The sequence below is a fragment of the Nonomuraea sp. NPDC003709 genome, assembly GCF_040610775.1.
Taxonomy (GTDB): Bacteria; Actinomycetota; Actinomycetes; order Streptosporangiales; family Streptosporangiaceae; genus Nonomuraea; species Nonomuraea angiospora_A.
Map to the genome: position 1 here is coordinate 202,522 of NZ_JBEXMW010000006.1, position 24,472 is coordinate 226,993.

Genomic DNA, 24,472 nt, shown 5'->3' on the forward strand with positions numbered 1-24,472 from the left:
CTCAGGCGAGGCCCGCGTCGTGGGCGAGGAGCGCGATCTGGGTGCGATTGTCCAGGTCGAGCTTGGTGAGGATGTTGGAGACGTGCGCCTTCACCGTCGTGATGCCCATGGCGAGCTCCGCGGAGATGTCCGCGTTCGTCCGGCCGCGCCCGATCGCGAGGGCGACCTCGTACTCGCGAGGGGTGAGGGCGGCCAGCGCGGCGCGGGCCCGCTCGTAGGCCCCGGCCTGGGCGACGGTGCGCTCCATCAGCCGCCGCGTGATGCGCGGGGACAGGATCGGCTCGCCCGCCGCGACCCGGGTGACCGCCTCCACGATCTGCGGCGGCGGGGTGTCCTTGAGCAGGAACCCGCTGGCGCCGGCGCGCAGCGCGTGCAGGATGTTCTCGTCGGTGTCGAAGGTGGTCAGCACGATCACCTCCGGCGGACGGGCGCGGGCGCGGAGCCGGCGGGTGGCGGTGATGCCGTCCAGCCGCGGCATCCGCAGGTCCATGAGCACGACGTCGGGCGCGTGGGCGTCGGTGGCGGTGATGGCCTCCTGGCCGTCGGCCGCCTCGCCGACGACCGCGATGCCCGCGGCGCCGTCCAGCATCATGGACAGCCCGGCACGGACCAGGGCGTCGTCGTCGACCAGGAGCACGCGGATCACGCGGGCCATGGTAGCCAGGCCTGGAGCCGGAACCGCCCCTCGGTGCTCTGGTGGTCCAGTTGCCCGCCGGCCAGCCGTACCCGTTCGGTGAGCCCGACCAGGCCGACACCGCTGCCGGGCGTGGTCGGCGCCGAGCCGGGCGGGGGCAGCGGGTTGCTGACGTCGATCAGCAGGCGCGTGCCGGGAGCGCCGCGCAGCAGCACCTCCACCGGCTGGCCGGGGGCGTGCTTGCGGGCGTTGGTCAGCCCCTCCTGGACGACCCGGTAGCCGGTCCGTCCGGCGGCGGGCGGGGCGGCGCCGCCGGTCTCGTCGCTGACCTGTACGTCCTGACCGGCGTGGCGCGCTTCGGCGACCAACCGCGCCAGGTCGGCCAGCGTGGGCTGGGGTTCGAGCTCGTCCAGGAGGTCGTCGTCCTCGCGCAGCAGGCCGATCACCTGGCGCAGCTCCTCCAGCGCCTGGTGGACGCCGGAGCGGACCACCCCGGCGGCCCGGGCGAGCTGGTCGGGCGAGGAGTCGGGCCGGTACTCCAGCGCCCCCGCGTGGGTGGCCACCAGCGACAGGCGGTGGGCCAGTACGTCGTGCATCTCCCGGGCGAGCCGGCGGCGCTCGGCCATGCGGGCCTCGGCGACGCGCCTGCCCTGCTCGGCTTCGGCGCGGCGGGCGCGTTCGTGCAGCGAGATGAGCAGGGCGCGGCGGGAACGGGCCAGCGCGCCCCAGCCGAGCAGCGCCCCGTACGCGGCACAGATCAGCAGCAGCCACCAGCCGAGGGAGATGCCGGAGCTCGGCCGCCACAGCCCCTGGACCAGGTGGGCCGCCATGCCCGTCGCCGCCACCGCCGCCGCGACGGGCCAGCGCCTGCGCTGGGCCACCTGCAGCGCCCCCGTCGTCGCCGCCGGCGTGGCCACCGGGGAGACCACGGCGAGCAGCGCGGCGGCGAGCGCACCGGAGACCGGCCACCACAGCTGGGCGAGCGCCGCGACCAGGCTCAACACCGCGACCACGGCATCCGGCCACAGCAACGGCCCGTCGCTCTGCCCCCACAGCGTCACGCCGGTCAGGCCGCCCACCCCGAGGGCCATGACCGCCACGGCCAGGGGCTGCTGGGGTCGCATCTTGCTCACCGGCCAAAGGTTAGTCGCCGGTACGAAGGAGCCATCACCTACTAAAGGAGGACCCGTACCCCACCGGGGACGGACAGAGCGCGACCGCGGGCCCGATGTGGCGACCCGCCCGGACGGGCCAGGCTGAGCGGCGTGAACACCTCCCTCAGAAGACTGCTCCTCACCGTGATCGGCGCGCCCGCGGCCGCCCTGGCCGTGTGGGCCCTGGCGGTGCCGCTGTCCGGCGCCGCATTGACCGTGCGGGCGGGTGGCGGCACGCAGACCGTCGGCCCGGTCTCGGTCATCGTCGCGAGCCTGGTGGCCGGGCTCGCGGGCTGGGCGCTGCTGGCCGTGCTGGAGCGACGGGCCGCCCGGCCCGGCCGCATCTGGACGATCACCGCCCTGGTCGTGCTCGTCCTGTCCCTGTCCGGCCCGCTCGGCAGCGCCGTCGGTCTCGCCGCGACGCTGGTGCTGATGCTGTTGCACCTGGTCGTCGGCGCCGTGATCGTCGCGGGGCTGGCGCGGCGATGAACCTGCCCTACGGGCACCTGACCTCGCCGATCATCGCGGGGTCGGCGGCCCTGACCCTGGCGGGCCTGGTCCGGGTGGCCTGGCGCGGCCACCGCTCCCGGCCCGCCGGGGCCCCGGTCCTGATCCACCTGCACGGCGGCGGCTACTCCGGCGGCGGTAAGGACAGCCAGTCGCTCCCGCTCCGCTACCGCCTGGCCGGCCAGGGCGGGCAGCTCGGCCGGCGCTCACCTGTCGGCCATGATCGCCCTCACCTCTGACGATCCGACGTCCATGGCGGAGGTGATCGGGCTGGGCGGCTACTACGGCGAGGGTCCGCGCACCTCGCCCCTTGCCCACGTCCGGCGGGACGCGCCGCCGTCGTCAACGCCGTCGAGGCGTTCTGCGCGATGAGCCTTCAGGGATCAGCCGGCGCTCGGGAGCCTCGCCTCGCCCGCCGATCGGCGGACCGCGGTCTCGACGAGCTTGCCGACCTGCGCCGCGGGGACGGCGATGCCGGGGTTGCGGAGGGTCCAGCGGAGGAAGTCCTCCACGCTCATGGCGGGTAGTTCGCCGAGGTAGGGCTGGATGTAGACCGGGGTGTTCGGTTCGCTGCGCCAGCTGTCGGCGAGGGTGCCGATGTCCACCGCGTCATGACCGAGCACGTCCAGCAGCCGGGTGGCCTCTGCCTTGGCCTCCGCGTCGTCGCCCGCGATGGGCAGGGCGCTGCGGTCGGGCGCGCCCGCGGGCCGGGCGAGGGTGAACAGCTGGTGCGGGGTGATGTTGTTGAAGGCCTTGACCACCCGCGAGCCCGCGAGGTGGCGCTGCATGAGGGCGCTGGAGGTCAGTTCGCCCGCGTCGAGTTCGGCCAGGTGGCCGTCCCGCTCGGGGTAGTAGTTCGACGTGTCGAGCACCGTCTTGCCGGTCAGGGCGTCGGTCGGCAACTGGTCGCAGGCTTTCAGCGGGATGGCCGCCACCACCAGGTCCGCGGCGCGTGCCGCCTCCGCCGGTGTGGCCGCCCGGGCACGTCCGCCCAGCTCGGCGACGAGATCGGCGAGCGTTTCCGGCCCTCGCGAATTGCTGAGGACGACCTCGAGGCCGGCCGCGACGGCCAGGCGGGCGACGGAAGAGCCGATCATTCCGCTCCCGATGAGTCCGAGCGTCTGGGACACCGTTCATCTCCAATGCGTTCAGGTGGGTGACTCGCCTGACAGCCTGGAGCCCCCGCGGCCGCCCGGCCAGGCCCGTGTCCTGCGTACTCACGGCGTGATCACCCACGGCATAGGGTGGTCGCGTGAACGACCGGACCGAGCTGAGCGAGTTCCTCAAATCGCGCCGTGCCCGGCTGCGCCCCGAGGACGTGGGGCTGCGTGACTACGGCGGGACGCGCCGGGTCGCGGGGCTGCGGCGCGAGGAGCTGGCCCGGCTCGCGGGGGTGAGCATCGCCCACTACACGCGCCTGGAACAGGGCAACGGCGACAGCGTCTCCGACGAGATCCTGGACGCCGTCGGCGCGGCGCTGCGCCTGGACGGCGACGAGCTGACCTACCTGCACCGGATCGCCCGGCCGCCCCTGGCGTGCGAGGGTGGCGCGGCCGCGGTGCCTGCGAACCTGCGTTATCTGCTGGAGTCGTTCGTGATGACGCCGGCGCTGGTGGTCGGCCGGCACACCCAGATCGTCGGCTGGAACCGGCTCGCGGTGGCGGTGTTCGGCGACTTCCCCGCGCTGCCGGCGGACCGCCGGACGCTCTCGCACCTGCTCTTCACCGAGCCCCACCTGCGCGAGCTGCACCGCACCGGCTGGGAGGGGGCGGCGCGCGAGCAGGTGGCGCACCTGCGGGTCCTGCTCGGGCGCTATCGCGGGGACGCCGGGCTCGCGGCGCACATCGACGAGATGCGGGAGCTGAGCGCGGACTTCGCTCGGATGTGGGCCGAGCACCCGGTCGCGCGGGTCCGGTCCCGGACGTACGTGCTGCACCACCCGATCGTGGGCGAGCTGACCCTGCACGGCGAGCTCATCGCGCTGCCCGACGAGCCGGCGTGCTGCGGGCTGGACCTGTTCGCCGCCGAGCCGGGCTCGGCTTCCGAGCAGGCGCTGCGGGAGCTCGCGAGTCCGGGCGCGGCCTCCGAGCAGGTGGTGGTGCCGGCGCGGCCGTCCGCCGTGTGAGCCGTCCGCCCCAGGTCCGGGGGCGGCCGGCTCTTGCGGTCAGTCCGCCGGTCGGCGGGCCTGGGTCGCCTCGCGGAGGGTCGCCCAGGCGTCCGCCACCGGGCCCACGTGCTCGAGCTTGTCGGGGTTGAGCATCGTACGGATCGCCTGGACCCGTCCGTCGAGGACGTCGAGCGTCCAGGTGTTGACGACCTTGCCGTCCCGGTCCCGGAAGATCGCGCCCGGCTGGCCGTTCATCTGGTGCGGCTCCACCACGCCACCAATGCGGGCGAACAGCGGGGCGAGCACGGCGAACACCCGGACCACGTTCTCGGCGCCGAAGACGCCCGTACCCCACTGCGGGGCCTTGCCGCCGCTGTCGGCGACCATGTGCACGTCGGCGGCGAGCAGCGCCCGCAGACCCTCGACGTCGCCTTCCCGGAAGGCGTCGAAGAACCGTTCGGCCAGCTCCTCCCGCTCCTTGCGGTCGGCCTCGAACCGGGGCCGGCCCGCGTCCATGTGGCGGCGCGCCCGCGCCGCGAGCTGGCGGCACGCCGCCTCCGAACGCCCCACCGCCGACGCGACCTCGCCGAAGCCGAACCCGAACACCTCCCGCAGCACGAAGACCGCGCGCTCGAGCGGGCTGAGCCGTTCCAGCAGCAGCAGGGCCGCCATGGACAGCGAGTCGGCCAGCTCCGCCGAGCGCTCCGGGTCCTGGTACGGGTCGGCGAGCAGCGGCTCGGGAAACCACGGCCCGACATACTCCTCGCGCCGGACCCGGGCCGAGCGCAGCACGTCGATGGCGATCCTGGTCACCACGGCCGCCAGGAAGGACTTGGCCGAGACGGGCTCGGTCGGGGAGGTCTGGTAGCGCAGCCAGGTCTCCTGGACCGCGTCCTCGGCCTCGCTCACGCTGCCGAGGATCCGGTACGCGATCGAGAACAGCAGCGGCCGCAGCTCCTCGAACTCTTCGGCGCGGGTCATGCCAGCTCTTCCTTGAAGCCCTGCCGCCACGAGGGGTAGCGCAGCTCCCAGCCCAGCTCCCGCTTGGCCTTGGCGTTGGAGAAGCCGCGCCCCTCGGTCATCATCGTCACCGCCACGTCCCCGGCCAGCGGGCGGGCCAGCCAGGCGGGGACCCGCATCGGCCGCTTGGCGCCCGCGCACCCGGCCAGGTAGGGCAGCCACTCGCCGGCCGGGGCCGGTTCGTCGTCGACGATGTTGAACACTCCCCTCGCCCGCTGCTCCACGGCCAGGACGGTAGCGCTCGCCGCGTCGTCCAGATGCACCCACGAGCAGTGGCCGGCACCGCTCCCGACGACCGGGAACTGCCGCTTGCGTATGGGCTCGACCAGGTCGTCCGTGGCGCCCGGACCGTAGAACCAGCCGTACCGCAGGACCGCGCCCCCGGCCTTGACGACCACGTCCTCGACATGGCCGATCGCCTTCATCCCGGGCTCCGCCGGCGTCCCCGTCATCGGGTCCACCGGGTCCTGCTCGGTCTTGACCCAGCCGCCCTCGCGGATGCCGTTCCAGGCGCCGTAGCTCTGCGCGACGAAGCCGGTCACGCCGGTCGCCTCGGCGGCGGCCAGCAGGTGATCCGTCCCCTCGGTGCGCAGCCGGTTGGTGCCGGCGAACCACCGATCCATGTGCTTCATGTCGGGCTTGCCGGCGTGTGCCACGGAAATCGCGGTCATCTGGTGCACGATCGCGTCCGGCCGGGCCTTGGCCACCGCCTCACCGACCGACACCGCGTCCAGCCCGTCCATCACGACCGCCTCTGCGCCCAGCCGCTCCAGCAAGCCCCTCTTGGCCGCGCCCGTCGTCGAAGCCGTCACCTGGTGCCCCCGCGCCACCAGCAGCGGCACCAGCCGCTGCCCCAGAACCCCGCTTCCACCGGCCACGAACACCCGCATGATCATCACCTTTCCGAACTCAGAACCCGTTTCCGCAACCCGAGACGAAACAGCCCTCCCGGCTGTGACATCGGCGGGCTCAGCGGTGCAGGGCGGTCTCCTGCTCCATGCGCGCCAGCTTCTCGGGATTGCGCACGGCGTAGAGGCCGGTGATGAGGCCCTCCTCGATGCGCACCGCCATGACGGTGTCGATCTCGCCGTCGAGCCGCAGGACCAGCGCCGGGTAGCCGTTGACGTGCGCCGCCTGCAGCGAGGCCGCAGGGCTGATCCTGCTCAGCACAGGGGCGATGTTGCCGGCCCCCACGATGGGCGCCAGCGCGGCCTGCTTGATTCCGCCGCCGTCGGTCAGGAGGACGACGTCCGGCGCGAGGATGTCGAGCAGGCGTTGCAGATCGCCGGTTTCGACCGCCCGCTGGAACGCCGCCAGCGCGTCCCGGGTCTCGGCCGGGGAGACAATCCCGCGCGGCCGGCGCGCGGCGACGTGTGCCCGTGCCCGGTGGGCGATCTGGCGTACCGCGGCCGGGCTCTTGTCGACGGCTTCGGCGATCTCGTCGTAGTCCAGGTCGAACACCTCGCGCAGCACGAACACGGCCCGCTCGGTCGGCCCCAGCGTCTCCAGCACCAGCAGCATCGCCATCGAGACGCTGTCGGCCAGCTCGACGTCGTCGGCCACGTCGGGCGTGGTCAGCAGCGGTTCTGGCAGCCAGGGGCCGACGTAGGACTCCTTGCGCCGGCCCAGCGTACGCAGCCTGCTCAGCGCCTGCCGGGTGGCGATCCGGACCAGGTAGGCGCGCTGATCCCGTACGTCGTCAAGATCGACGCCCGCCCACCTCAGCCAGGTCTCCTGCAGGACGTCCTCGGCGTCGGCGGCCGAGCCGAGCATCTCGTAGGCGACGGTGAACAGCAGGTTGCGGTGGGTGAGGAACGCCTCGGTGGCGGCGTCCGGGCTCATGTCCCCGCCGCGATCTTCGGGCGCGGTGTGCGGCATGGGTGGCTCCTGTTCACTCTTGACTGTGTCACCCACCAGACGCCGGACCCCGCCGTTTTGTGACGCCGTGGCCCTTGTGACACACCTCACGTACTCCGCGCTGTCACAAGGATCGGCTCGCCGGCATCTCGTGTTCATGAGATCAGCACTTGACACCCTGCGCCGCGACTTCGGCGGCGACATCATCGAGCCGGGCGCAGCGGAGTACGCGTCGGCCAGCCGCTCGGTACTGACTTCGGGCAGTCCAGCTTATGTTCTGCGGCCCAAGAGCGTCGCGGACGTGCGGGCGGGCGTCAGGTTCGCCGCCGGCAGCGGGCTCCTGCTGTCCGTACGCGGCGGCGGCCATGCCTTCGCGGGCTTCGGCACCAACGACGACGGCATCGTGATCGACCTCAGCGGCCTCGCGCAGGTGGAGGTCATCGACAAAGAACGGCACCTCGTACGGATCGGCGGCGGCGCCACCTGGGGTCAGGTCGCGACCGCCCTGGCCCCGCACGGCCTGGCGATCTCCTCGGGCGACACCAAGAGCGTCGGCGTCGGCGGGCTGACCTTGACCGGCGGCATCGGCTGGAAGGTCAGGAAGTACGGCCTGGCCCTGGACAGCCTGGTCGCCGCGGAGCTGGTCACGGCGGACGGAGAGGTCGTGCGCGCGAGCGCGGAGGAGAACCCGGAGCTGTTCTGGGCGATTCGCGGCGGTGGCGGCAACTTCGGGATCGTGACCGCCTTCGAGTTCGCGGCACACCCGACGACGGACGTCTTCCACGGCAGGATCGCCTTCCCGGCGGCGGAGGCGGCCGGCGTGCTCCAGGGCTGGGCGGACTACCTCCGCACCGCCCCCGAAGAGCTCACCTCCATCGCGAGCTTCGCCAACCCCTTCGCCGGCGGGCCCGAGGCGCCGGTCGAGATCTTCGTCACCTTCGACGGCGATGACCCGGAGCTCGTCGCGCGGGCCCTCCACCCGATCCGCCGGCTCGGCACGGTGATCGACGACGACGTCGCGCTGAAGCCCTATGCGGACACGCTCGTGGACGGCGCGACCCCGCCGCCCGGCATCCGGCTCGTCACCCGGAGCGGCTTCGCCGACAAGGAGTCGGTGCCCGAGGTCCTTCGGATCCTTGCCGAGGTCGGGGCCTCGGAGGGGTCGCCGTTCATCGCCGTTCGCAGCGTCGGCGGTGCGGTGTCCCGAGTCCCGGCCGACGCCACCGCCTACGCGCATCGCCGGGCGGAGTTGATGTTCGTGACGACCACTCTGGGTCCGGGGCCGGTCGTGGAGGCCGCCCGTCCTGCTCTGGAAGCGATCTGGGCGCGGCTCGCACCTCACGCCGACGGCGCGTACGCGAACTTCCTGGCTTCCGCCACCGAGGAGGACGTCGCCGCCGTCTATCCGACGGGGACCTATGAGCGGCTCGCGGCGGTCAAGCGCCAGTACGACCCCGGCAACCTGTTCGCCCACAACCACAACATCCGGCCTCAGTAGGCCGTCCGCCAACGGGGGCGGGCCCCACGCACGGAGTGTGCGTGGGGCCCGCCTTGATCGGCGTGCTCGAACACCGACCGCCGCCTCGGGGTCACCAGGGCATCGGCCCGTTCTCGCTGAAGAACCCGCCGGTCGGCCCGTCCGCGCCGAGCGTGGCCAGGCGGACCAGGATCGCGGCGCCCTGCTCGGTCGTGAGATAACCGCTGTGGTTGTTGATCTCCGTGTCCACGTAGCCGGGGTCGGCGGCGTTGACGAGGATGCCGTCCTTGCGCAGCTCGTTGGCGTACTGCACGGTCAGCGCGTTCACCGCGGTCTTGGAGGGCGAGTACGCGGCCGACGCCGGCAGCGCCGTGAACGGGCCGTCCGGGTCGCTGTTGAGGGTCAGCGACCCGGCGGCGCTGCTGACGTTGACGATGCGCGGCGCCGGCGAGCGCCGCAGCAGCGGCAGCATGGCGTTGGTCACCGCGATCACCCCGAGGACGTTGGTCTCGAACACCGCCCGGACCATGTCCAGGTCGACGGAGCTGGGGACCTGGTCGTGGGCGTCGACGGGCGTGACCTGCCCGGAGCCGGTGATGCCGGCGTTGTTGACCAGCACGTCGAGGTGGCCGAAGCGCTCCTCGACCTGCTCCGCTGCCGCCCGGGCCGTGGCCGGGTCGGTGACGTCCAGGGTGACCGCGTGCGCGTCGCCGCCCGCCGCCCGCAGCGCCGCGGCGGCCTCCTCACCGCGCCGCGGGTCCCTGGCGCCGATCAGGACCGTCATGCCCAGCGCGGCGAGTTGCCCGGCGGCCGCACGGCCGATCCCCTTGTTCGCCCCGGTGATCAGCGCGATCTTCCGATGCGTGGCGTGCTCGCTCATGTCCAGCTCCTTGCTATGGAATGGTGCGTTCCTTCGCTTTCGGAACCCGAGACGAGATGGCCCACCCATCTGTGACATCCGGCCTGGGCAGACGGGACTCTTCGGGACCGGCTGGTCGATGTCGGCGTGGAGCTGGTGCTGCAGGAGATCGCCCGCCGGGCCGGGGTGTCGCACGGTGTTGCCGGTGGGCTCCTCGCCAAGGTCCTGTCCGGTCGGAGAGCCACCTCGCTCAACCGCACGTCACGGGGCAAGCGCCGCTGAGGCGTTCAGCGCTGCCTCGATCTGCTTGCGATCTCCCGCGTGGTGGATTCTCGTCAGCAACCGCCGCAGCGCCGCGGGTGCCTGCGGGCCGGGGATGGTCCCCAGGGCGCGCACCGCCGCCGTGGCCACCTTGGGCTCGGGAAAGTAGGCGAAGGTGTCGTACGAAGTCCGCAACACCACCGCCTCCAGTGCCGTCACCGCTGCGGGCCCCTCAGTCAGCGCCGCCATCCAGACGACACCTCTCGCCAGATCGTCGTTTCGCTCGTCCAGTAGCACCTGTTGCTGCTTTCCGTGGCGCCGCATCGTGGCGGGGCCGCACTCCAGCAGCTCGGCCAGCGCTCGTCGGCCGAACTCCCGGGTGCCCTCTCGGAGCGCCAGGTCCATGCACGTCCGCCGCCACGCGACCGTCGGAAGACCCGATGCCAGGGTGGCCAGATGAATGATCAGCTGGACCAGGTGCGGCATCGGTTCGACGCCGAGCCACTCCCTCAGGCCCGCTGCCCATCGATCGCGCGGTACGAGCACCGAGTCGGGCAAAGCCGTCGGCGGTCCGTCGGCCAGCGCCAGGTAGGACCGCATGGCCTGAGGCAGGCGAGCACGGTCGGCGCCACGGATCCCCCACGCGGATGGCAGCGTCTCCTCAACGGCGCGTAGCAACGGAGCAAGCTCTCGAAGCTCCGGCTCTTCGAGCCCTTTGAGCGCGGCCAAGGCCAGCTTGACGCATGTGACCCATCGAAAGCCCCGCTTCTGGTCGGCGGCGACCAGACGCCACAGGACGCTCGCCTGCTCGGCAGTCCAGCCCAGACGCCGCCTGGTGGCGCGTTTCACTATGTCGTCGAAATCCGCGTAAGGGTCCTCTGGCCACAACACCACGCAGAGCGCCGCGGCGCACAGGGCGGCGTCATCCGCTTTCTCCAGCCGCCGGGCGACATCCTCCTTGATCCGTGCCCGGATGGCCCAGCATTCGTCCCAGTCGTCCTTGTGCTGAGTCCGCAGGGCATGGGCTGTGGTGGCCTGCTCGTCGCCGAGGTGGTCCACGAGCCAACGGGCAAGGTCTATCGCCGAAGTCCGAACGTGATCGAGACCGTCATCACGGCGAAGGATGTGCTTCAACTCGTCCAGCTCGTCGTCGCGCATGGAGTGCACTCTTCCAGGCAGGACCGACGGTCGCAGCCACGAGTGCCGGGGACAGGTGCAGCGGGTCTGCCCCTCGGGCGAAAGCTTCGTGGAGGATGCGGCCCAGCCGCCGACTTGGCCGAGCTCCTGGGCGTGACGCGCCGCTGCACTGGATCACTTGCCGTCAACGCCGGGTGCCGCCGGCGCGACGGGACCGGCCGGCCGTTCTTGCTCCGGTAGCAGGAGGCTAACGCCGAACGGGAGTTGCTGCAGTAGACCTGATTCCGGCGTGGATGCAATTCCTCCTGAGGGAGTAGCCGGCCGAGGTCACCGACGATCAGATGTGATCGCGTCCGGGTAGGGTAGGTGCATGCTTTGACGCCTGCCCGGTAATCGGGCACCTCCGTCACCTCCTTCGTTCGTCGCAGATCGACCCTGGACCCACGAAGGAGATGCCTTTCATGAACACGTCGACCTCCATCGACGTTCCCGACCTGTTCGCCGCGTCTTATGGCGCGAACGGTGCCGAGGCGCGCGCTTGGCTCGCCGATTTGCCTCGCCTCGGAGGCGAGTTCCTGGACCGCTGGCGGCTGCGGCCGGACGGCCCGACCGCGTACGGCATGGCCTCGCTGGTCCTGCCCGTACTTCAGTCCGACGGGACACCCGCCGTCCTCAAGCTTCAGCAGCTCCGGGAGGAGACCGCCGGCACCGCCCCCGGGCTGCGGGCGTGGCAAGGCGACGGCATTGTGCGCCTGCTCGACTATGACGAGCAAAGCGGTACGCAGTTGCTGGAACGCCTGGATGCGGCCCGGCCGCTGTCCTCGGTGACCGACGACGACGCGGCCGTGCAGATCCTGGCCGAGCTGATGGCCCGCTTGACCTCGGTTCCTGCCCCAAGGGATCTGCGACGGTTGTCCGACATCGCCGCGGCCATGCTCGAGCAGGTCCCGCAGGCCGTGTCGGCACTGCGCGACCCTGGCGAGCAGCGGCTGGTGCGCACCTGCGCGTCCGCCGTGGCCGAGTTGGTCGGCGAGCCTGGCGATCGCCTGTTGCATTGGGATCTGCACTACGACAACGTCCTGGCCGGGGAACGGGAACCCTGGCTGGCCATCGACCCCGAACCGCTGGCCGGCGATCCGGGGTTCGAGTTGCTGCCGGCACTGGACAACCGGTGGGAGGAGGTGGAGGCCACCGGCGATGTGGCTCGCGCGGTGCTGCGCCGCTTTGACCTGCTGACCGAGGTCCTCGATCTCGACCGGAGGCGGGCAGTCGGCTGGAGTCTCGGCCGCGTGCTGCAGAACGCACTGTGGGATATCGAAGACGGCAAGGCCACGCTCGAACCTACCCAGGTCGTCATCGCTACGGCACTGCTACGCCGGCGAGCATGAGCATTGGGGTGATCAAGCGGTGAGGTCGCGCTCCTCCCGGTAGCGGGCATGGTGGACGCGTTGGTGCTCCCGGGCGATCATCGATCAGGCGCCCTCGATCATGCCGGTGGCGATCGGCCACCCCTTCGTCAGGGCCTGGTCGTTGCGCAGGAACACCGTATGGCCGGCCAGGTAGCGGATGCAGGCGTCGATCTCGCCCCGGCGGCGCGGCAGCCTGGGTGCCCAGGGCGGCGACGCTGGTGGCGACCGTGCGGGAGTTGGAGGGCTCGTCGGTGGACGATGCGCTGCTGCTGTTCGATCTGCTGATGTCGACGAAGCTGTTGTCGGGCGCGGTCCGCAAGAGTGACAAGGAGAAGCTGAAGACCTTCCCGCGGCTGAAGACGGCGGCCGCGCGGATGGCGGCGGCGTGGGCGGTGGTGCTGCGGGAACGCCCGGGTGATGAGGCGGTGCCGGCGTCGGTCCCGGAGCTGATGGCGGCGGTGGAGCAGTTGGTCTCGCGTGCGGACCTGGCGGCCGCGGTGGAGCCGGTGCGGGCGCTGCTGCCGCCGGCCGAGGATGACGACGACGGTGAGGCCGAGTGGCGCGCCGCACTGCTCGATCGGTACGCCACGGTGCGGCCGGTCATCGAGCTGCTGGCCGCACCTCCGCCGGAGGGGTTCACCGCGGTGCATGACGCGGTCGCGGCGATGCTGCCCCGCATCGACTATCCGGAGCTGCTGCTGGAGGTCAACGCGCGTACCGGGTTCCTGGACGCGATGCCGCACCTGTCCGGGTCGCAGGCCCCTGGCGAGAGAATCTGGATCTCGCTGTACATCCTGGACGCCATCCACCGCCTGGACGCCGCCGAGCACCCCGAGAGGTGCCAACGGACAACGGGAGAAAAAGCCCCTGGGCCCGGGAGCTTGATCTTCGGCCTGCGTCCAGCCCGTCGCATCCCTTGGTGACGTCTGCCGGTGCTCAGGGATGCGGGCTCGCGCTCGTCGGCTCTTTCTGGCGGGTGAGGAGCCCGGAGATGGTCACCTCTACCGTCCGGCGCATCACCTCGGTGAAGTCGAGTCGCATGGCGGCCAGGGCCGGGTCGGAGGCGTAGGCGGCCAGCATCGCCTCTGATGGCCGCTCGCAGGGCCAGGCGGCGGTGGCCATCAGCAGGGTCAATTCCACCACCCGGGGCGCGCCGTGGGCGCCGAGTTCGGGCACGTGCCGCAGGACCAGCTGGACCAGCGCCTGCATGGAGTGCTTGGCGGCGTACTTGTGACGGATGGCGACCTCGGTGGAGATGTTGTGCTCCAGTACTGCGGCCTGCGCGCTGATCAGGTCGCACAGCACCGGCCGCTGCGCCAGTGACTCGGCCAGAGTCTCGGCCAGCCGGTCACCGCGCTCTCGCGGCGTGCCCTCGCTGGGCTGAAACGACCGTTCCAGCTCGGCGATCCAGTCTTGGATTTCGGCGTCCAGCAGTTGGAGCAGGACCGCTTCGCGCGAGTCGAAGTAGCGCAGCACATTGACCTTGGCCAGGCCGACGCGCCGGCTCAGTTCGTTCAGGCTCAGCTTCGCGACCGGCATCTCGGCCAGCATCGCGGCCGCAGTCTCCAAGATCTGCAGGCGTCGTTCGGTCCGCTGCTCCTCGTTGCGGGCGCGCTTGAAGTTCACGGGCCCATCTTACATACCGCCGGTATTTTGCGAAGATACCGGTGGTGCGTTAGCTTGACCAGAGACAAGAAACCGGCAGTACTTAAGAGGTGCGTCATGTACCAGGTCCCTCGCCAGCAGGGAAAACTCGCCGTGGTGACCGGCGCGAACAGCGGCACCGGGAAGGCGGCCGCGACCAAGCTGGCCGCGGCCGGCGCACGGGTGATCATGGCGGTGCGCACCGTCGCCAAGGGCGAGCAGGCGCGCACCGAGATCCTCAGCGCCCACCCGGCAGCAGAGGTGCAGGTGCGGCGGATCGACCTGGCCGACCTCGCCTCGGTCAAGGAGTTCGCCGACGGCCTCATCGCCGACGGACGCCCGGTCGACATCCTGCTCAACAACGCCGGGGTGATGTTCCCCCCGGTGCGGCACGAGACCGTCGACGGGTTCGAGCTGCAGTTGGGCAGCAATTTCCTCGGCCCGTTCGCCCTGACCGTGCGGCTGCTGTCGCTGCTGCTGAACGCGCCCGCCCCGCGCGTGGTGACCATGAGTAGCGGCATGGCCGCCCGCGGCGACATCGACTTCGACGACCTGAACTGGGAGAACAGCTACGACCCGACCAGGGCGTACGGGCGTTCGAAGCTGGCGGACCTGCTGATGAGCCGGCACCTGGGCCAGCTCGCGAGCGAGCGTGGCTGGTCGCTGCTGTCAGCCGGGGCGCATCCCGGTGCTGCGGCCACCAACATCGCCGCCTCCGGCCCGAGGCTCGGGGGTGAGCCGAGCCTGCTGTTCCGCATCGCGTTGAAGATCACCCCGCAGCACAGCGCGGAGGCCGGCGCCGACCCGATGCTGTACGCCGCGACCGCGCCCGGCGTGACGCAGGGCGGCTACTACGGCCCGCGCTGGGGCCTGGTCGGTGCCCCTGCCATCGCACGGCCCACGAAGAAGGGCCTCGACCGCGACGTCGCCGCCCGCCTGTGGGCCGAGGCCGAACGCCTGACCGGCACCGCCCTGCCCGCCGACCTCTGATCACCCACCAGACGAAAGGCACCACCAGAAATGTCATCTCTCTTCGGCAAGGCGGCCCTCATCACCGGCGGCAGCAAGGGCACCGGCCTGGGCATCGCCAAGGCCTACGTCAAGGAAGGCATCGCGGTCACGATCACCGGCCGCACCGCCGGCGCGCTCGCCGCCGCGAAGGCCGAGCTGGAGCAACTCGTTCCCGACGCGCAGGTGCTCACCCTGATCGCCGACAACAAGGACCACGACGTCCCCGCCCAGGCGGTCGCCGACACCGTCGAGCAGTTCGGGCGGCTGGACATCCTGATCAACAACGCTCAGGAGTTCCGCACCGGCAAGGCCGTGCAGGACATCACCGAGGACGACATGCAGGCCACGTTCGAGTCCGGGTTCTTCGCGACATGGCGGTACATGATCGCCGCGTACCCGCACCTGAAGACCACCGAGGGCACGGTGATCAATATGGCCTCCGGCGCGGGCGTCCGCCGAATCCGAGCGCTATGAGCGCGAGTACCCCGACGTCATCGCCGACATCCTGAAGGGCATCGCCCTCGGTCGCATCGGCGACGCCGAGCAGAACGTCGGCAGCCTCTGCGTCTACCTCGCCAAGTCCGAAGGCAAGTACATGACCGGCTCGACGTTCGACGTCGACGGCGGCGCCTTCATCCGCCCCTGACCCACCCGCAGCCACCGCACGTACCGATCACACGACCCCGAAGGAACACACGACATCATGACCGACCAGCTCAACATCCCGTTCACCAAGGAGAGCACCGCCGATGACGTCATCGCCGGTGTGGACCTGACCGGCAAGCGCGCCATCGTCACCGGCGCCTCCTCCGGCCTGGGCGCCGAGACCGCGCGCGCCCTCGCCTCCGCCGGCGCGGAGGTGACCCTCGCGGTCCGCAACCTCGACGCCGGCCGGCAGGTCGCGGCGGACATCACCGCGAAGACCGGCAACGCGAGCGTGCACGCCCGCAGGCTCGACCTGGACGACCGCGCCAGCATCGACGCGTTCGTCGCCGCCTGGCAGGGGCCGCTGCACATCCTGGTCAACAACGCCGGGATCATGGCGCTGCCCGAGCTGACCCGCACCCCCCAAGGGTGGGAGCAGCAGTTCGCGACCAACCACCTCGGCCACTTCGCCCTCACCACAGGCCTGCATGACGCCCTCGCCGCGGCCGGCGGTGCCCGCGTCGTCGTGGTCAGCTCGGCCACCCATCAGGCTTCCGGGATCGTCTTCGACGACATCCACCACGACAACCGCCCCTACGACCCGTGGCAGGCATACGGGCAGTCCAAGACCGCGAACATCCTCTTCGCAATCGAGGCCGCCAGGCGATGGGCCGGCGACAAGATCATGGTGAACGCGATCGAGCCGGGCGCGATCTACGACACCGGCCTGCTGCGGCACGTCGAGATCACTCCCGAGTTCCAGCAGATCGTTGACGCCACGCCGTGGAAGACGGTCGAGCAGGGCGCAGCCACCCAGACCCTGCTCGCGGCCTCTCCGCTGCTGGAGGGCGTCACCGGCGGCTATTTCGCCGATTCCAACGTCATCGAGAAGTCCGAGACGAACCCGAACGGCCTCGCCCCGCACGCCGCCGACCCCGACGCCGCCGCCCGCCTGTGGGAGCTGTCGGAGAAGCTGCTCGACCAACAGTGACCCCCGGCCCGGAGGCGGCGCGTTCGTCGCCTGCCGCCTCCGGCCGCGCCCCGCGACGACAGCGCACGACCCCGACCGATCCCGAAACCGATGGCCAGCAGGAGACCCGATGCAACCACAAGGAAGCGTGAAAACCGGATTCGACGCCGTCCGCGACACCTTCGCCGAAGCGCTCGGCAACGGCGACGAGGTGGGCGCCGCGATCGCCCTGGACGTCGACGGCGAGACCGTCATCGACCTGTGGGGCGGCCACCGCGACCCCGAGCGCACCTCCCCCTGGACCAGCGACACCATCGTCAACGTCTTCTCCACCACAAAGATCGTCACCGCACTCGCCGTCCTGGTCCTCGCCGACCGCGGCACCATCGACCTCGACGCGCCGGTGGCCACCTACTGGCCCGAGTTCGCCGCAAACGGCAAGGACGGCATCCTCGTCCGGCACATCCTGGGCCACACCTCCGGCGTCTCCGGCTGGGAACAACCCATCACCATCACCGACGTCTACGACCTGCCGACCTCCACCGCCCGGCTGGCCGGCCAGGCACCCTGGTGGACTCCCGGGACCGCGGCCGGATACCACGCGGTCACCCAGGGACACCTGCTCGGTGAGATCATCCGCCGCGTCGACGGGCGGTCCCTGACCCGATTCGTCGCCGAGGAACTCGCCACGCCGCTTCATGCCGACGTGCAGATCGGCGCCCGCGAACCCGACTGGCACCGCATCGCCCCCGTCATCCCACCACCGCCGATCCGGTTCGACATGGCCGCCATCGACACGACCAGCATCGGGTTCCGGACGATGACCGGCCCCACCCCCGACGCGGAACTGGTGAACACCCCGCAATGGCGACAGGCCGAGATCGGCGCCGCCAACGGCCACACCAACGCCAAAGCCCTCGTCACCCTTCTGCGCGCCGTCGCCCTGGGCGGCACCGCCGACGGCGTCAAGGTCCTCTCGCGGCCCACCATCGAGCGCATCTTCGACGTCCAGTCCGACGGTCCGGACCTGGTCAACGGTGCCGTCATGCGCTGGGGCATCGGCTTCGGCCTCACGCCCGTGGCCACGTTCCCATGGCTGCCCGACGGCCAGGTCTGCTGGTGGGGCGGCTGGGGCGGATCCATCGCCGTCATCGACCTCGACCGGCGAGCCACCTTCAGCTACACCCCGAACAGGATGGGGGGTGGTGGTCTGACCGGGTTCGAGAGCGCCGGACGGTACCTCACCGCCGCCTACGACGCCCTGTAGTCGTGGTATCCCATCACGGGCGGCCGGTCCGCACCCTCCACGTTCAACCCGCAACCAACGCGTCAACTCATGTACGGCGCGGCGACCAGGAGAACCCTCAGACCCGCACGGATCACCTGCGGGAGATCACCGCCTATCTGGGGGGGTGGTGCACATCCTGGTCCGGGTCGCCACGGCGCGTGATCAGGCGCGGGTGCAGACGTGGGAGCGGGTCGCGCACCTGGTCGACGCCGCCTCTCAGCGCGAGGAGCCGGACGCGCTGCTGGTGGTGGACCCGGCGTTGGGACGTACGCCGATGTCGTCAGTCACGCGGACTCGCAGATGCAGAGTTGAAGCGGCGTATCCACGGCAAATGGCCGGCAGGACCAGTCGCCGAAGCGCTCGACGAGCCGAAGGCCACCGAGCGAGACGAGCAGCGGCAGCTCCTGCGGGAAGATGCTCCTGATTTCGAGCGGTGCGACGACGAAGTCGGGCTCGGAGTCAGTCGAGAGGTGCCACGTCCCGCGTGTGACTTGCGCGGGCGCATCGTAGATCTCAGCGACATCGACGCTGACGTTGCCACGCTCAGGATCCATGAACGACAACGACTCCCGGGTGCGCCGCACGCCATCGGCTTCGGCAAGCAGGCGCACGCTCGGGTTGAACACATCGAAGACGAACCGTGCTCCAGGCGCCAGGTGTCGTCGAACCGACCGGAAGCAGCTCACCAGATCCTCAGCATCATGCAGATGCAGTAGGGAATTGGCTGTGATGAACACGAAGTCGAATGTGCGGCCCAGATCGAAGGCCCGCATGTCGCCCTGCACCCATTCCACCGTCACACCGCGCTCGTTCGCCTTACGCTGAGCCTCAGCCAGCATGTCTGACGAGAAGTCCAAGCCGACGCACGGATGCCCGTCGGACGCGATGGGGATCAGCTTGTGCCCGGTGCCACACCCGAGTTCCAATACGCGCCCGCCTTGCCGATTGGCGTCGGCCCGGTAGAAGTCGACCGCGGGCCCGCCGCCCGGGAACATGAGGTCGTACAGCCTCGCGTGCGAGTAGAACGCTTCACTCATCAAGCGCCTCCTCCTTCCGATTCATCCGCAGTTGGCCGTGGTCACCCGCTGATTCAAGCGTGTGCGCCACAGCCGCGACAACACCTTTACCGTCATCCGCGCCAACCTCCGCTTCGCCGCGGTGATGACCCGCCAAACCGGTGCCGGCTGTGGTCGCTACCGCTTCGGCGGGCTCATCGGTCTCGACCGTGGCGGCGCCTTCGGTCACGCCAGGCGGGTGATCCCGCGCGACGGCCTGCTCACCTCGAAGGTCGGGCTGGGGTCGTGGCCGTCGCCTGATGCGCCCGTTCAGTCGTCGACGGCCTGTACCGCGGCGGCGATCGGCTCGAGCCCCGCGGCCAGTTCGTCGAGCTCGTCCGCGGTGAGCACGTCGTACGCCGGGGCTGCCAGCTCATCGGTGAGCTCCTCGATCCGCTGCCTGGTCTCCCGGCCGGCGTGGGTGAACCTGCCGGCGGTGTCCACGAGGCCGCGGCCGCGCAGCCCGTCGAGGACGGCGGTCAGCCGTGCCTTGGGCAGGTGGTGGATCCGGCCGAACTCCTCCGCCCGCATCCCGAGGGAAAGCGCCATGAGGACGTGGGACTCGATGCCGCCGATGCCGTGGGCGACAAGGGCGGCGTTGTGGCCGTCCCCGCGGTGCTCGCGCAGCAGCGTCGCCGCGTGCCAGAGCCTGGCCACCGGCTCCTCGGGCACGTCGAGCGCCCGTAGCCCGGCATACAGCACTCGGCCCTCGGTCGGCGCGCTGAGCGCTGCTCGGGTGGCGAGGTCGGCGGCCCGCACCAGAGCGGGTGAGTCGGCGAGCTCGCCGATCATTTCCCGCAGGGCGGCGGCGCTGCCCCGCTCGCGCACGGCGATCGCCTCCTGCGGGCTGATCTTCCCCCACACCCAGGGGATGTGGCGCGCCACCTCGCCGTCGGCGAAGTTGTAGAAGACCGCGTGCACCACCTCGGCCGGTGCCATCCCCAGCGGCGCGGCCCGGCCGGCGAAGTATCCGTCCCAGTAGTTGCGCATGCCGACGGCCAGGAACGCCTCGTTGGCCACCTCGGAGAAGGTGACGGTGGCGATCGGCTCGACGAGTTCGAACATGCGGTGGATCTTGGCCTGTGGGTGCGGCATCGGTCGGCATCTCCCTTGGTCGTGGCAGCGCCCCTGGTGGGCGGCCTTTCATCCTGGCTACGAACGACGCGGCCCGGATCCGACAACTCCGGTCGATAATTTCCGGCCGATTCTGCCGGGCAGCGTCGGGGGGCGAACTCATCGTGGAAGGCACGCACGAGGGACTGGCCGCCGCCCGCTTGCTCGGCGTCAGTCGCTCCACGATCTACAAGTACGTTCCCGAACTCGCGACGGGCCGCCCTGCCGTCGAACAGCCGACGGCGCGGGCCGAACTGGAAGCAGGAAGCTGATTCCGCAGCTCAGGCCCTATTTGGCGGCCTGTATCACGTTGGTTAACGGCACCTCTAGGCGGCGCAGGTGTCCGCCGGTTGTTCACATGTGCGCCCTGGCGGTCGGGTGACATCCTTGCGCTCATGGACACAGACCCGGCGGCTTTGAACCCGTACCCGCGGCAGCCCCGCATCGACGACGCCTTCGGCCGCATTCTGGCCCGCTGCTGGGACGCCGGCGCCGCGCCCTGGTCGGCGGTGGAGCTGATCGAGCGCGACGACGGCTTGATCGCCGCCAACGACGCGTCGCGGTACTTCGCCGAGCCTGAGCATTGGTCGGACCTGGAGCGCTGGGGCTGGGAGCAGGCCGCTGGCCGGATCTTGGACGTGGGGTGCGGTGGCGGGCGGCACGCCGTCCCGTGGTTGGCCCTCGGCCACGAGGTGGTGGGGTTGGAGCCGTCGCCCGAGGCGGTGCGCGTCTCGCGCGAGCGGGGGGTTGAGGCGGTCATCGGTTTGGTGCCGTCTCTGCCCGAGGGCCTCGGAGAGTTCGACACTATCGCCCTCTTTGGCAACAACCTTGGCCTGCTGGGCGGCCCGGCGCAGGCGCTCGAGGTCCTGGCAGCGCTTGCCGCGGTGGCCCGCCCCGGCGCACAGCTAATCGGGTCGGGCATGGACCCCGGCGACGGCGGCGCCGCCCATGCCGACTACCACGCCTGGAACCTCCGCCGCGGACGGGCCCGCGGGCAGTTGCGTGTCCGGGTGCGGGACGGCGCGACGACGACGCCCTGGTTCGATTACTGGCTCGCGACGCCGGACGAACTCGCGGCCGCCGTCGCCGAGTCGGCGTGGACCCTGGAGGCCCTGGAGCGCGACCCTGCAGGCCCGGGCTACATCGCCCGCCTACGCTGCTGAATGCTCCCGCAGCGGCGACGTACCGGTCGCTCGCCTGCCCGTGGAGATGTCCGGGTGGCAGCTTACGGCCGTATGCGACCAGGAAAAGGTCCTGCGCGGCGTCGGTGCCGAAGGACCATTCCAGGTCGTGGCCCAGAGCCGCCGTGATGCCGCCGACCGGCGGCTTCCAGGGGTGGTGGGCGTTGTCCCGGATGGCGCCGGCCAGTTCGGCCGTGGACAGGCGGGCCGCGTCCTCACGGGCCCGCCGGTCGGCCATCCGGTTGACGTCGCCGTACGCCTTGACCCGCTCCAGCACCATCCTGGGCAGCGGGTGGCGGAATCCCAGCGACATATGGGCGGTGACCTCGCGCACGCGCCATCCGGCGCACAAAGTCGGCTCGTTCCACCTGGCGGGCGGCAGGTCCTGCAGCAGCTGCGCCAGTTCCCGGCGTTCGGAGGCGATCGCGGTCTTGATCTCCATGGTGGTGCTCTTCCTCAACGGTTCGGTGCCGTGTGCGCGGCGGCGGTCAGGAGGGCGCCCAGCTGGACGGCGACCAGTTTGCGCAGCTCGATCGGCGGGCCGGGAGGGTCGGCCTCGGCCTGGCCGTACCACGTCTCGAAGCGCTCGGCGAGCAGGCGGCGCTGCTCGCGGATGGCCGGCGTCAGGTTGCCCGCGGCGATCTCCGCGTCGAGCGCGCGCAGGAATGTCCCGAGCAGGCGCAGCCGCATCAGGTGCAGCGCCTGACGGTTGCCGAACTCCTCGGCGACCGTGGCCGTACGGTCCTGATCGGGCACGGTCTCTTCGAGTTCGCCGAGTTTGCGGAAGGTCGCCAGCGTGCTCTCGGTCGAGCGGCGGAACGGCGAGCGCAGGCTCAGGTCACCGGCGACGGCCCGCATGCCCGCCCGCATCGTGTCGATCACCTCGCGCCGGGCCACCGCTCCCCCGACCAGGATCTCCCGGTACGGGCGGCCGCTGGGGCTCTGGTCGGCCACGCGTTCGTCGGCCCAGGTCGGCACCTCCGTGACCAGGTGGAGTGCGCCGAAAGCGGCAGCGTAGTCGGCGCTGCTGCCGCCCGCGCCGAAATCCTGTCCCACCTGCGAGCCGGGCGGGGTCAGGTAGACGGCGGGCACGATCGGTTCGGCGCCGGGCAGCTCCGGCTCTCCGTGGTGCAATCCGATGCCTTCCAGGCCGGGCAGGGCGGCCAGCCGTTCGGCCAGCGTCGCATCGCGGCGGTTGAGGTAGAAGAACGCGCCCTGGTACTCGCCGTTGTGCAGCGAGCAGACCAGCGACGGGCGTACCTCGTCCATGAGGCGCATCAGCGCGGCCGTCTCCGGCAGCGGACGGTCGAAGGAGTAGTCCGCACCGGCCAGCGGGAAGGTCCACTCGACCTGGTCGGCCAGACCGGGGCGGTAGAAGTGCTCCGCGTAGGCGCGGCGGTCGCCGGGCCTGCCGTACCAGCCCTCGTTCAGCCTGGCTCCGTCCGGATCCGCGCATGCGACGACGTGCCAGCGAAAGCCCAGCTCCGCCCGCAGCCGCTGGTCTCGGCAGAGCAGCTCGACCAGCGCGAGGGCGGTCAGGGCGCCGACCGGCTCGTTGGGATGCGGTCCGGCGATGACCACCGCGTCCGCCGGGCCGTCGCCGACCGTCACGGCGTGCAGCGGGTCGCCCAGCCGCGAGGCGCCGATGCGGCGCGACCGTACCTGGTCGGGGTGGGCGGCGGTCAGCTTGTCCAGCTCGGTCTGGAGCGCGTCGACGGTCGGGTACGCGGCGCAGCCGGGGACGTGTCTCATGTACTCAGCAACATTCATAACGAGATTACGGTAATAATAGGATTATGAGAATGACAAGGGCCGAAGCCAAGGAGCACAACCGGCGGGCCCTGCTGGAGGCCGCGCGGCTGGTCGTCGCCCGCGACGGCCACCGGGCCAAGCTGGAGGAGATCGCCGAGCAGGCGGGGCTGACCACCGGCGCCGTCTACTCGTTGTTCGGCAGCAAGAACGGACTGCTCGTCGCCCTGGTCACCGACTGCCTCGCGCCGCACTACGACGGCATCGAGCAGGCCGTCCCCGCCGGCATGGGGCTCATCGACGCGGTGGAGGTCTTCGCCCGCCACTACCGGAGCCTGTGCGACGACCCCGACGCGCTGCGCCAGCTGTCGTTCGAGATCAGTCTGCAGGACCTGGCCCTGCGCGACCCCGAGCTCCAGCCCAGGCTCGCCGCCTCCGTACGGGCGCACGAGGAGCGGCTGACGGCGCTGCTGTCCGGAAGGATCCACGACGGGAACGCGCTGACGCCGCGGCAGGCGCAACGCCTGGCCACGGCGCTGCGCGCGCTCATGGTCGGCCTCAGTCAGGGCGTCATCCTGGGCCTGACGCACGCGGCACCCGAGCAGTACTTCGCCGCCGCCGCTCACGCCCTGGTCGCGCCTGACGTGCTCGGACCGCCCTGACCCGCCCACAGCACACGCGGCGGTCGGCCCGCTATACGTGCCCGGCCAGGCCCTCGGACAGCAACGCGAAGGCGTGCTCGGCGTCGGCGACCGCCTGCGGATAGCGCTCGTCGGCGGACTGGCCGCCGGCCAGCGCCCCGGAGTTGTCCATCGACAACAGCCAGTGCACGCCCACCACCTGGGTGGCCGCCACGCGCGCGGTCAGGGCGGGGACGCCGTCAACGTCCTGGAGCGCCTCCGCGAGCGCCCGTTCCGAACCCTCCTGAAAGCGGGTCGCCCTCGCCCGCAGCGCCGGAGTATCCGAGATCATGCGGATGAGCGCGAGGATCTCCGGGACGTCGTTGAGGCCGGTGATCGGGTCGCGGTCGCGCAGGCCGTCCAGGAAATGGTCGCGGAGCGCGGCCAGCGGCCCGACCCCCGGCGGGCGGGCGCGCACCACACGGGCCGCCTCGGTCTCGTGGTCGGCGAAGCGGTGGACGACGAGCTCCTCCTTGGCGGGGAAGTAGGCGAACAGGGTCCGCTTCGACACTTCGGCGGCCTCCGCCACCTCCGCCACCGACACCTGGTCGAACCCGCGCTCAAGGAAGAGCGAGATGGCGGCTTCCGAGATGGCGGCATGGGTCCGTGCCCGTTTGCGTTCGCGCAGCCCTGTCATGTCTCCACGGTATCAAAATCTGCACTCGTACGTTTATCGCGCCGGGTATATATTTGCACTCGGTCGAGATTTCGGGA

At 71.1% G+C, this 24,472-nt stretch carries 28 protein-coding genes and 1 pseudogene; 14 read left to right on the forward strand and 15 right to left on the reverse strand.

Going from position 1 to position 24,472, the window contains the following annotated elements:
* Position 1: 1 nt before the first annotated feature.
* Both ABZX61_RS20215 and ABZX61_RS20220 read right to left on the reverse strand, forming a co-directional pair.
* The gene (locus ABZX61_RS20215) at positions 2-655 is read right to left on the reverse strand and encodes a response regulator transcription factor (RefSeq protein ID WP_350730613.1); all 654 of its coding nucleotides are present in this window, start codon (positions 653-655) and stop codon (positions 2-4) included.
* Positions 643-1,758: a histidine kinase gene (locus ABZX61_RS20220; protein ID WP_355197068.1), complete on the reverse strand. Its 1,116-nt coding sequence runs from the start codon at positions 1,756-1,758 to the stop codon at positions 643-645. The genes ABZX61_RS20215 and ABZX61_RS20220 overlap by 13 nt, the downstream gene beginning before the upstream one ends.
* 141 nt (positions 1,759-1,899) lie before the next feature.
* Here ABZX61_RS20220 and ABZX61_RS20225 point away from each other — a divergent pair, with 141 nt between their 5' ends.
* Both ABZX61_RS20225 and ABZX61_RS20230 read left to right on the forward strand, forming a co-directional pair.
* Positions 1,900-2,277 carry a DUF6069 family protein gene (locus tag ABZX61_RS20225; protein ID WP_350730615.1) on the forward strand — a complete coding sequence of 126 codons (378 nt, stop codon included), beginning with the start codon at positions 1,900-1,902 and terminating at the stop codon, positions 2,275-2,277.
* Entirely contained in the window at positions 2,274-2,534 is a 261-nt protein-coding gene (locus tag ABZX61_RS20230; RefSeq protein WP_355196508.1) for a hypothetical protein, read from the forward strand. Before ABZX61_RS20225 ends, ABZX61_RS20230 begins: the two co-directional genes overlap by 4 nt.
* 144 nt (positions 2,535-2,678) lie before the next feature.
* Here ABZX61_RS20230 and ABZX61_RS20235 read toward each other — a convergent pair whose 3' ends face one another.
* Positions 2,679-3,425: an NAD(P)-binding domain-containing protein gene (locus ABZX61_RS20235; RefSeq protein ID WP_355196510.1), complete on the reverse strand. Its 747-nt coding sequence runs from the start codon at positions 3,423-3,425 to the stop codon at positions 2,679-2,681.
* A gap of 122 nt (positions 3,426-3,547) precedes the next feature.
* On the opposite strand from ABZX61_RS20235, the gene ABZX61_RS20240 reads away from it, so the two are divergent.
* The gene (locus ABZX61_RS20240; protein WP_355196512.1) at positions 3,548-4,420 is read left to right on the forward strand and encodes a helix-turn-helix transcriptional regulator; all 873 of its coding nucleotides are present in this window, start codon (positions 3,548-3,550) and stop codon (positions 4,418-4,420) included.
* 39 nt (positions 4,421-4,459) lie between these two features.
* Here the strand turns inward: ABZX61_RS20240 and ABZX61_RS20245 are convergent, their stop codons facing one another.
* The 3 genes from ABZX61_RS20245 to ABZX61_RS20255 all read right to left on the reverse strand — a co-directional run bounded on the left by ABZX61_RS20245 (position 4,460) and on the right by ABZX61_RS20255 (position 7,300).
* Positions 4,460-5,383: an RNA polymerase sigma-70 factor gene (locus ABZX61_RS20245; RefSeq protein ID WP_355196514.1), complete on the reverse strand. Its 924-nt coding sequence runs from the start codon at positions 5,381-5,383 to the stop codon at positions 4,460-4,462.
* Positions 5,380-6,312 (reverse strand): NAD(P)-dependent oxidoreductase, encoded by a 933-nt coding sequence (locus ABZX61_RS20250; protein WP_355196516.1) that lies wholly within the window; start codon positions 6,310-6,312, stop codon positions 5,380-5,382. The genes ABZX61_RS20245 and ABZX61_RS20250 overlap by 4 nt, the downstream gene beginning before the upstream one ends.
* Before the next feature lie 79 nt (positions 6,313-6,391).
* Positions 6,392-7,300 (reverse strand): RNA polymerase sigma-70 factor, encoded by a 909-nt coding sequence (locus ABZX61_RS20255; protein ID WP_355196518.1) that lies wholly within the window; start codon positions 7,298-7,300, stop codon positions 6,392-6,394.
* A gap of 136 nt (positions 7,301-7,436) precedes the next feature.
* Here ABZX61_RS20255 and ABZX61_RS20260 point away from each other — a divergent pair, with 136 nt between their 5' ends.
* Positions 7,437-8,777 carry an FAD-binding oxidoreductase gene (locus tag ABZX61_RS20260; protein ID WP_355196520.1) on the forward strand — a complete coding sequence of 447 codons (1,341 nt, stop codon included), beginning with the start codon at positions 7,437-7,439 and terminating at the stop codon, positions 8,775-8,777.
* Between the two features lie 91 nt (positions 8,778-8,868).
* On the opposite strand, the gene ABZX61_RS20265 is transcribed toward ABZX61_RS20260, so the two are convergent.
* Entirely contained in the window at positions 8,869-9,636 is a 768-nt protein-coding gene (locus tag ABZX61_RS20265; protein ID WP_355196522.1) for an SDR family NAD(P)-dependent oxidoreductase, read from the reverse strand.
* Positions 9,637-9,876: 240 nt separating this feature from the next.
* Positions 9,877-11,034 carry a hypothetical protein gene (locus tag ABZX61_RS20270; protein WP_355196524.1) on the reverse strand — a complete coding sequence of 386 codons (1,158 nt, stop codon included), beginning with the start codon at positions 11,032-11,034 and terminating at the stop codon, positions 9,877-9,879.
* Positions 11,035-11,474: 440 nt separating this feature from the next.
* On the opposite strand from ABZX61_RS20270, the gene ABZX61_RS20275 reads away from it, so the two are divergent.
* Both ABZX61_RS20275 and ABZX61_RS20280 read left to right on the forward strand, forming a co-directional pair.
* The gene (locus tag ABZX61_RS20275; protein WP_355196526.1) at positions 11,475-12,401 is read left to right on the forward strand and encodes an aminoglycoside phosphotransferase family protein; all 927 of its coding nucleotides are present in this window, start codon (positions 11,475-11,477) and stop codon (positions 12,399-12,401) included.
* 218 nt (positions 12,402-12,619) lie between these two features.
* Entirely contained in the window at positions 12,620-13,345 is a 726-nt protein-coding gene (locus ABZX61_RS20280; RefSeq protein WP_355197078.1) for a hypothetical protein, read from the forward strand.
* Positions 13,346-13,358: 13 nt separating this feature from the next.
* Here ABZX61_RS20280 and ABZX61_RS20285 read toward each other — a convergent pair whose 3' ends face one another.
* The gene (locus ABZX61_RS20285; protein WP_355196528.1) at positions 13,359-14,048 is read right to left on the reverse strand and encodes a TetR family transcriptional regulator; all 690 of its coding nucleotides are present in this window, start codon (positions 14,046-14,048) and stop codon (positions 13,359-13,361) included.
* Positions 14,049-14,144: 96 nt separating this feature from the next.
* Here ABZX61_RS20285 and ABZX61_RS20290 point away from each other — a divergent pair, with 96 nt between their 5' ends.
* The 5 genes from ABZX61_RS20290 to ABZX61_RS20310 all read left to right on the forward strand — a co-directional run bounded on the left by ABZX61_RS20290 (position 14,145) and on the right by ABZX61_RS20310 (position 17,959).
* Positions 14,145-15,056, forward strand: a complete 912-nt coding sequence (locus tag ABZX61_RS20290; RefSeq protein WP_355196530.1) for an SDR family oxidoreductase — start codon at positions 14,145-14,147, stop codon at positions 15,054-15,056.
* 30 nt (positions 15,057-15,086) lie between these two features.
* Complete coding sequence (locus ABZX61_RS20295) at positions 15,087-15,551, forward strand: SDR family NAD(P)-dependent oxidoreductase (RefSeq protein WP_355196532.1); 465 nt, start codon at positions 15,087-15,089, stop codon at positions 15,549-15,551.
* Positions 15,508-15,723: an SDR family oxidoreductase gene (locus ABZX61_RS20300; RefSeq protein WP_355197070.1), complete on the forward strand. Its 216-nt coding sequence runs from the start codon at positions 15,508-15,510 to the stop codon at positions 15,721-15,723. Before ABZX61_RS20295 ends, ABZX61_RS20300 begins: the two co-directional genes overlap by 44 nt.
* A 57-nt stretch (positions 15,724-15,780) precedes the next feature.
* Positions 15,781-16,713 carry an SDR family NAD(P)-dependent oxidoreductase gene (locus ABZX61_RS20305; protein WP_355196534.1) on the forward strand — a complete coding sequence of 311 codons (933 nt, stop codon included), beginning with the start codon at positions 15,781-15,783 and terminating at the stop codon, positions 16,711-16,713.
* Positions 16,714-16,840: 127 nt separating this feature from the next.
* Positions 16,841-17,959, forward strand: a complete 1,119-nt coding sequence (locus ABZX61_RS20310) for a serine hydrolase domain-containing protein (RefSeq protein ID WP_355196536.1) — start codon at positions 16,841-16,843, stop codon at positions 17,957-17,959.
* Between the two features lie 305 nt (positions 17,960-18,264).
* Here the strand turns inward: ABZX61_RS20310 and ABZX61_RS20315 are convergent, their stop codons facing one another.
* From ABZX61_RS20315 to ABZX61_RS20325, 3 genes are all read right to left on the reverse strand, one after another.
* Positions 18,265-19,017, reverse strand: coding sequence for a class I SAM-dependent methyltransferase (locus ABZX61_RS20315; protein WP_355196538.1), 753 nt, complete (start codon positions 19,015-19,017; stop codon positions 18,265-18,267).
* The gene (locus ABZX61_RS20320) at positions 19,010-19,225 is read right to left on the reverse strand and encodes a hypothetical protein (RefSeq protein ID WP_355196540.1); all 216 of its coding nucleotides are present in this window, start codon (positions 19,223-19,225) and stop codon (positions 19,010-19,012) included. Before ABZX61_RS20320 ends, ABZX61_RS20315 begins: the two co-directional genes overlap by 8 nt.
* Before the next feature lie 80 nt (positions 19,226-19,305).
* Positions 19,306-20,130, reverse strand: coding sequence for a hypothetical protein (locus ABZX61_RS20325; protein ID WP_355196542.1), 825 nt, complete (start codon positions 20,128-20,130; stop codon positions 19,306-19,308).
* 143 nt (positions 20,131-20,273) lie between these two features.
* Here ABZX61_RS20325 and ABZX61_RS20330 point away from each other — a divergent pair, with 143 nt between their 5' ends.
* Together ABZX61_RS20330 and ABZX61_RS20335 are read left to right on the forward strand one after the other, a co-directional pair.
* A complete protein-coding gene (locus ABZX61_RS20330) occupies positions 20,274-20,420 on the forward strand; it encodes a hypothetical protein (protein WP_355196544.1) in 147 nt (48 codons plus the stop codon).
* A gap of 123 nt (positions 20,421-20,543) precedes the next feature.
* Positions 20,544-21,311 (forward strand): class I SAM-dependent methyltransferase, encoded by a 768-nt coding sequence (locus ABZX61_RS20335; protein WP_355196546.1) that lies wholly within the window; start codon positions 20,544-20,546, stop codon positions 21,309-21,311.
* Between the two features lie 172 nt (positions 21,312-21,483).
* Here ABZX61_RS20335 and ABZX61_RS20340 read toward each other — a convergent pair.
* Both ABZX61_RS20340 and ABZX61_RS20345 read right to left on the reverse strand, forming a co-directional pair.
* A pseudogene (locus tag ABZX61_RS20340) lies at positions 21,484-21,771 on the reverse strand (maleylpyruvate isomerase family mycothiol-dependent enzyme); the annotation flags it as partial.
* Between the two features lie 14 nt (positions 21,772-21,785).
* Positions 21,786-23,081, reverse strand: coding sequence for a M14 family zinc carboxypeptidase (locus ABZX61_RS20345; RefSeq protein ID WP_355196548.1), 1,296 nt, complete (start codon positions 23,079-23,081; stop codon positions 21,786-21,788).
* A 50-nt stretch (positions 23,082-23,131) separates the two neighbouring features.
* Here ABZX61_RS20345 and ABZX61_RS20350 point away from each other — a divergent pair, with 50 nt between their 5' ends.
* Positions 23,132-23,740, forward strand: coding sequence for a TetR/AcrR family transcriptional regulator (locus tag ABZX61_RS20350; protein WP_355196550.1), 609 nt, complete (start codon positions 23,132-23,134; stop codon positions 23,738-23,740).
* 31 nt (positions 23,741-23,771) lie between these two features.
* Here the strand turns inward: ABZX61_RS20350 and ABZX61_RS20355 are convergent, their stop codons facing one another.
* Positions 23,772-24,395 carry a TetR family transcriptional regulator gene (locus ABZX61_RS20355; RefSeq protein ID WP_355196552.1) on the reverse strand — a complete coding sequence of 208 codons (624 nt, stop codon included), beginning with the start codon at positions 24,393-24,395 and terminating at the stop codon, positions 23,772-23,774.
* Between the last annotated feature and the right edge of the window lie 77 nt (positions 24,396-24,472).

Bases quoted from the DNA above. Each gene is read 5' to 3' on its own strand.
- ABZX61_RS20215 (WP_350730613.1), bottom strand. From the start codon at position 655: ATGGCCCGCGTGATCCGCGTGCTCCTGGTCGACGACGACGCCCTGGTC.
- ABZX61_RS20220 (WP_355197068.1), bottom strand. From the start codon at position 1,758: ATGCGACCCCAGCAGCCCCTGGCCGTGGCGGTCATGGCCCTCGGGGTG.
- ABZX61_RS20230 (WP_355196508.1), top strand. From the start codon at position 2,274: ATGAACCTGCCCTACGGGCACCTGACCTCGCCGATCATCGCGGGGTCG.
- ABZX61_RS20245 (WP_355196514.1), bottom strand. From the start codon at position 5,383: ATGACCCGCGCCGAAGAGTTCGAGGAGCTGCGGCCGCTGCTGTTCTCG.
- ABZX61_RS20250 (WP_355196516.1), bottom strand. From the start codon at position 6,312: ATGCGGGTGTTCGTGGCCGGTGGAAGCGGGGTTCTGGGGCAGCGGCTG.
- ABZX61_RS20255 (WP_355196518.1), bottom strand. From the start codon at position 7,300: ATGCCGCACACCGCGCCCGAAGATCGCGGCGGGGACATGAGCCCGGAC.
- ABZX61_RS20260 (WP_355196520.1), top strand. From the start codon at position 7,437: ATGAGATCAGCACTTGACACCCTGCGCCGCGACTTCGGCGGCGACATC.
- ABZX61_RS20265 (WP_355196522.1), bottom strand. From the start codon at position 9,636: ATGAGCGAGCACGCCACGCATCGGAAGATCGCGCTGATCACCGGGGCG.
- ABZX61_RS20270 (WP_355196524.1), bottom strand. From the start codon at position 11,034: ATGCGCGACGACGAGCTGGACGAGTTGAAGCACATCCTTCGCCGTGAT.
- ABZX61_RS20275 (WP_355196526.1), top strand. From the start codon at position 11,475: ATGAACACGTCGACCTCCATCGACGTTCCCGACCTGTTCGCCGCGTCT.
- ABZX61_RS20290 (WP_355196530.1), top strand. From the start codon at position 14,145: ATGTACCAGGTCCCTCGCCAGCAGGGAAAACTCGCCGTGGTGACCGGC.
- ABZX61_RS20295 (WP_355196532.1), top strand. From the start codon at position 15,087: ATGTCATCTCTCTTCGGCAAGGCGGCCCTCATCACCGGCGGCAGCAAG.
- ABZX61_RS20305 (WP_355196534.1), top strand. From the start codon at position 15,781: ATGACCGACCAGCTCAACATCCCGTTCACCAAGGAGAGCACCGCCGAT.
- ABZX61_RS20315 (WP_355196538.1), bottom strand. From the start codon at position 19,017: ATGAGTGAAGCGTTCTACTCGCACGCGAGGCTGTACGACCTCATGTTC.
- ABZX61_RS20325 (WP_355196542.1), bottom strand. From the start codon at position 20,130: ATGCCGCACCCACAGGCCAAGATCCACCGCATGTTCGAACTCGTCGAG.
- ABZX61_RS20335 (WP_355196546.1), top strand. From the start codon at position 20,544: ATGGACACAGACCCGGCGGCTTTGAACCCGTACCCGCGGCAGCCCCGC.
- ABZX61_RS20345 (WP_355196548.1), bottom strand. From the start codon at position 23,081: ATGAGACACGTCCCCGGCTGCGCCGCGTACCCGACCGTCGACGCGCTC.
- ABZX61_RS20350 (WP_355196550.1), top strand. From the start codon at position 23,132: ATGACAAGGGCCGAAGCCAAGGAGCACAACCGGCGGGCCCTGCTGGAG.
- ABZX61_RS20355 (WP_355196552.1), bottom strand. From the start codon at position 24,395: ATGACAGGGCTGCGCGAACGCAAACGGGCACGGACCCATGCCGCCATC.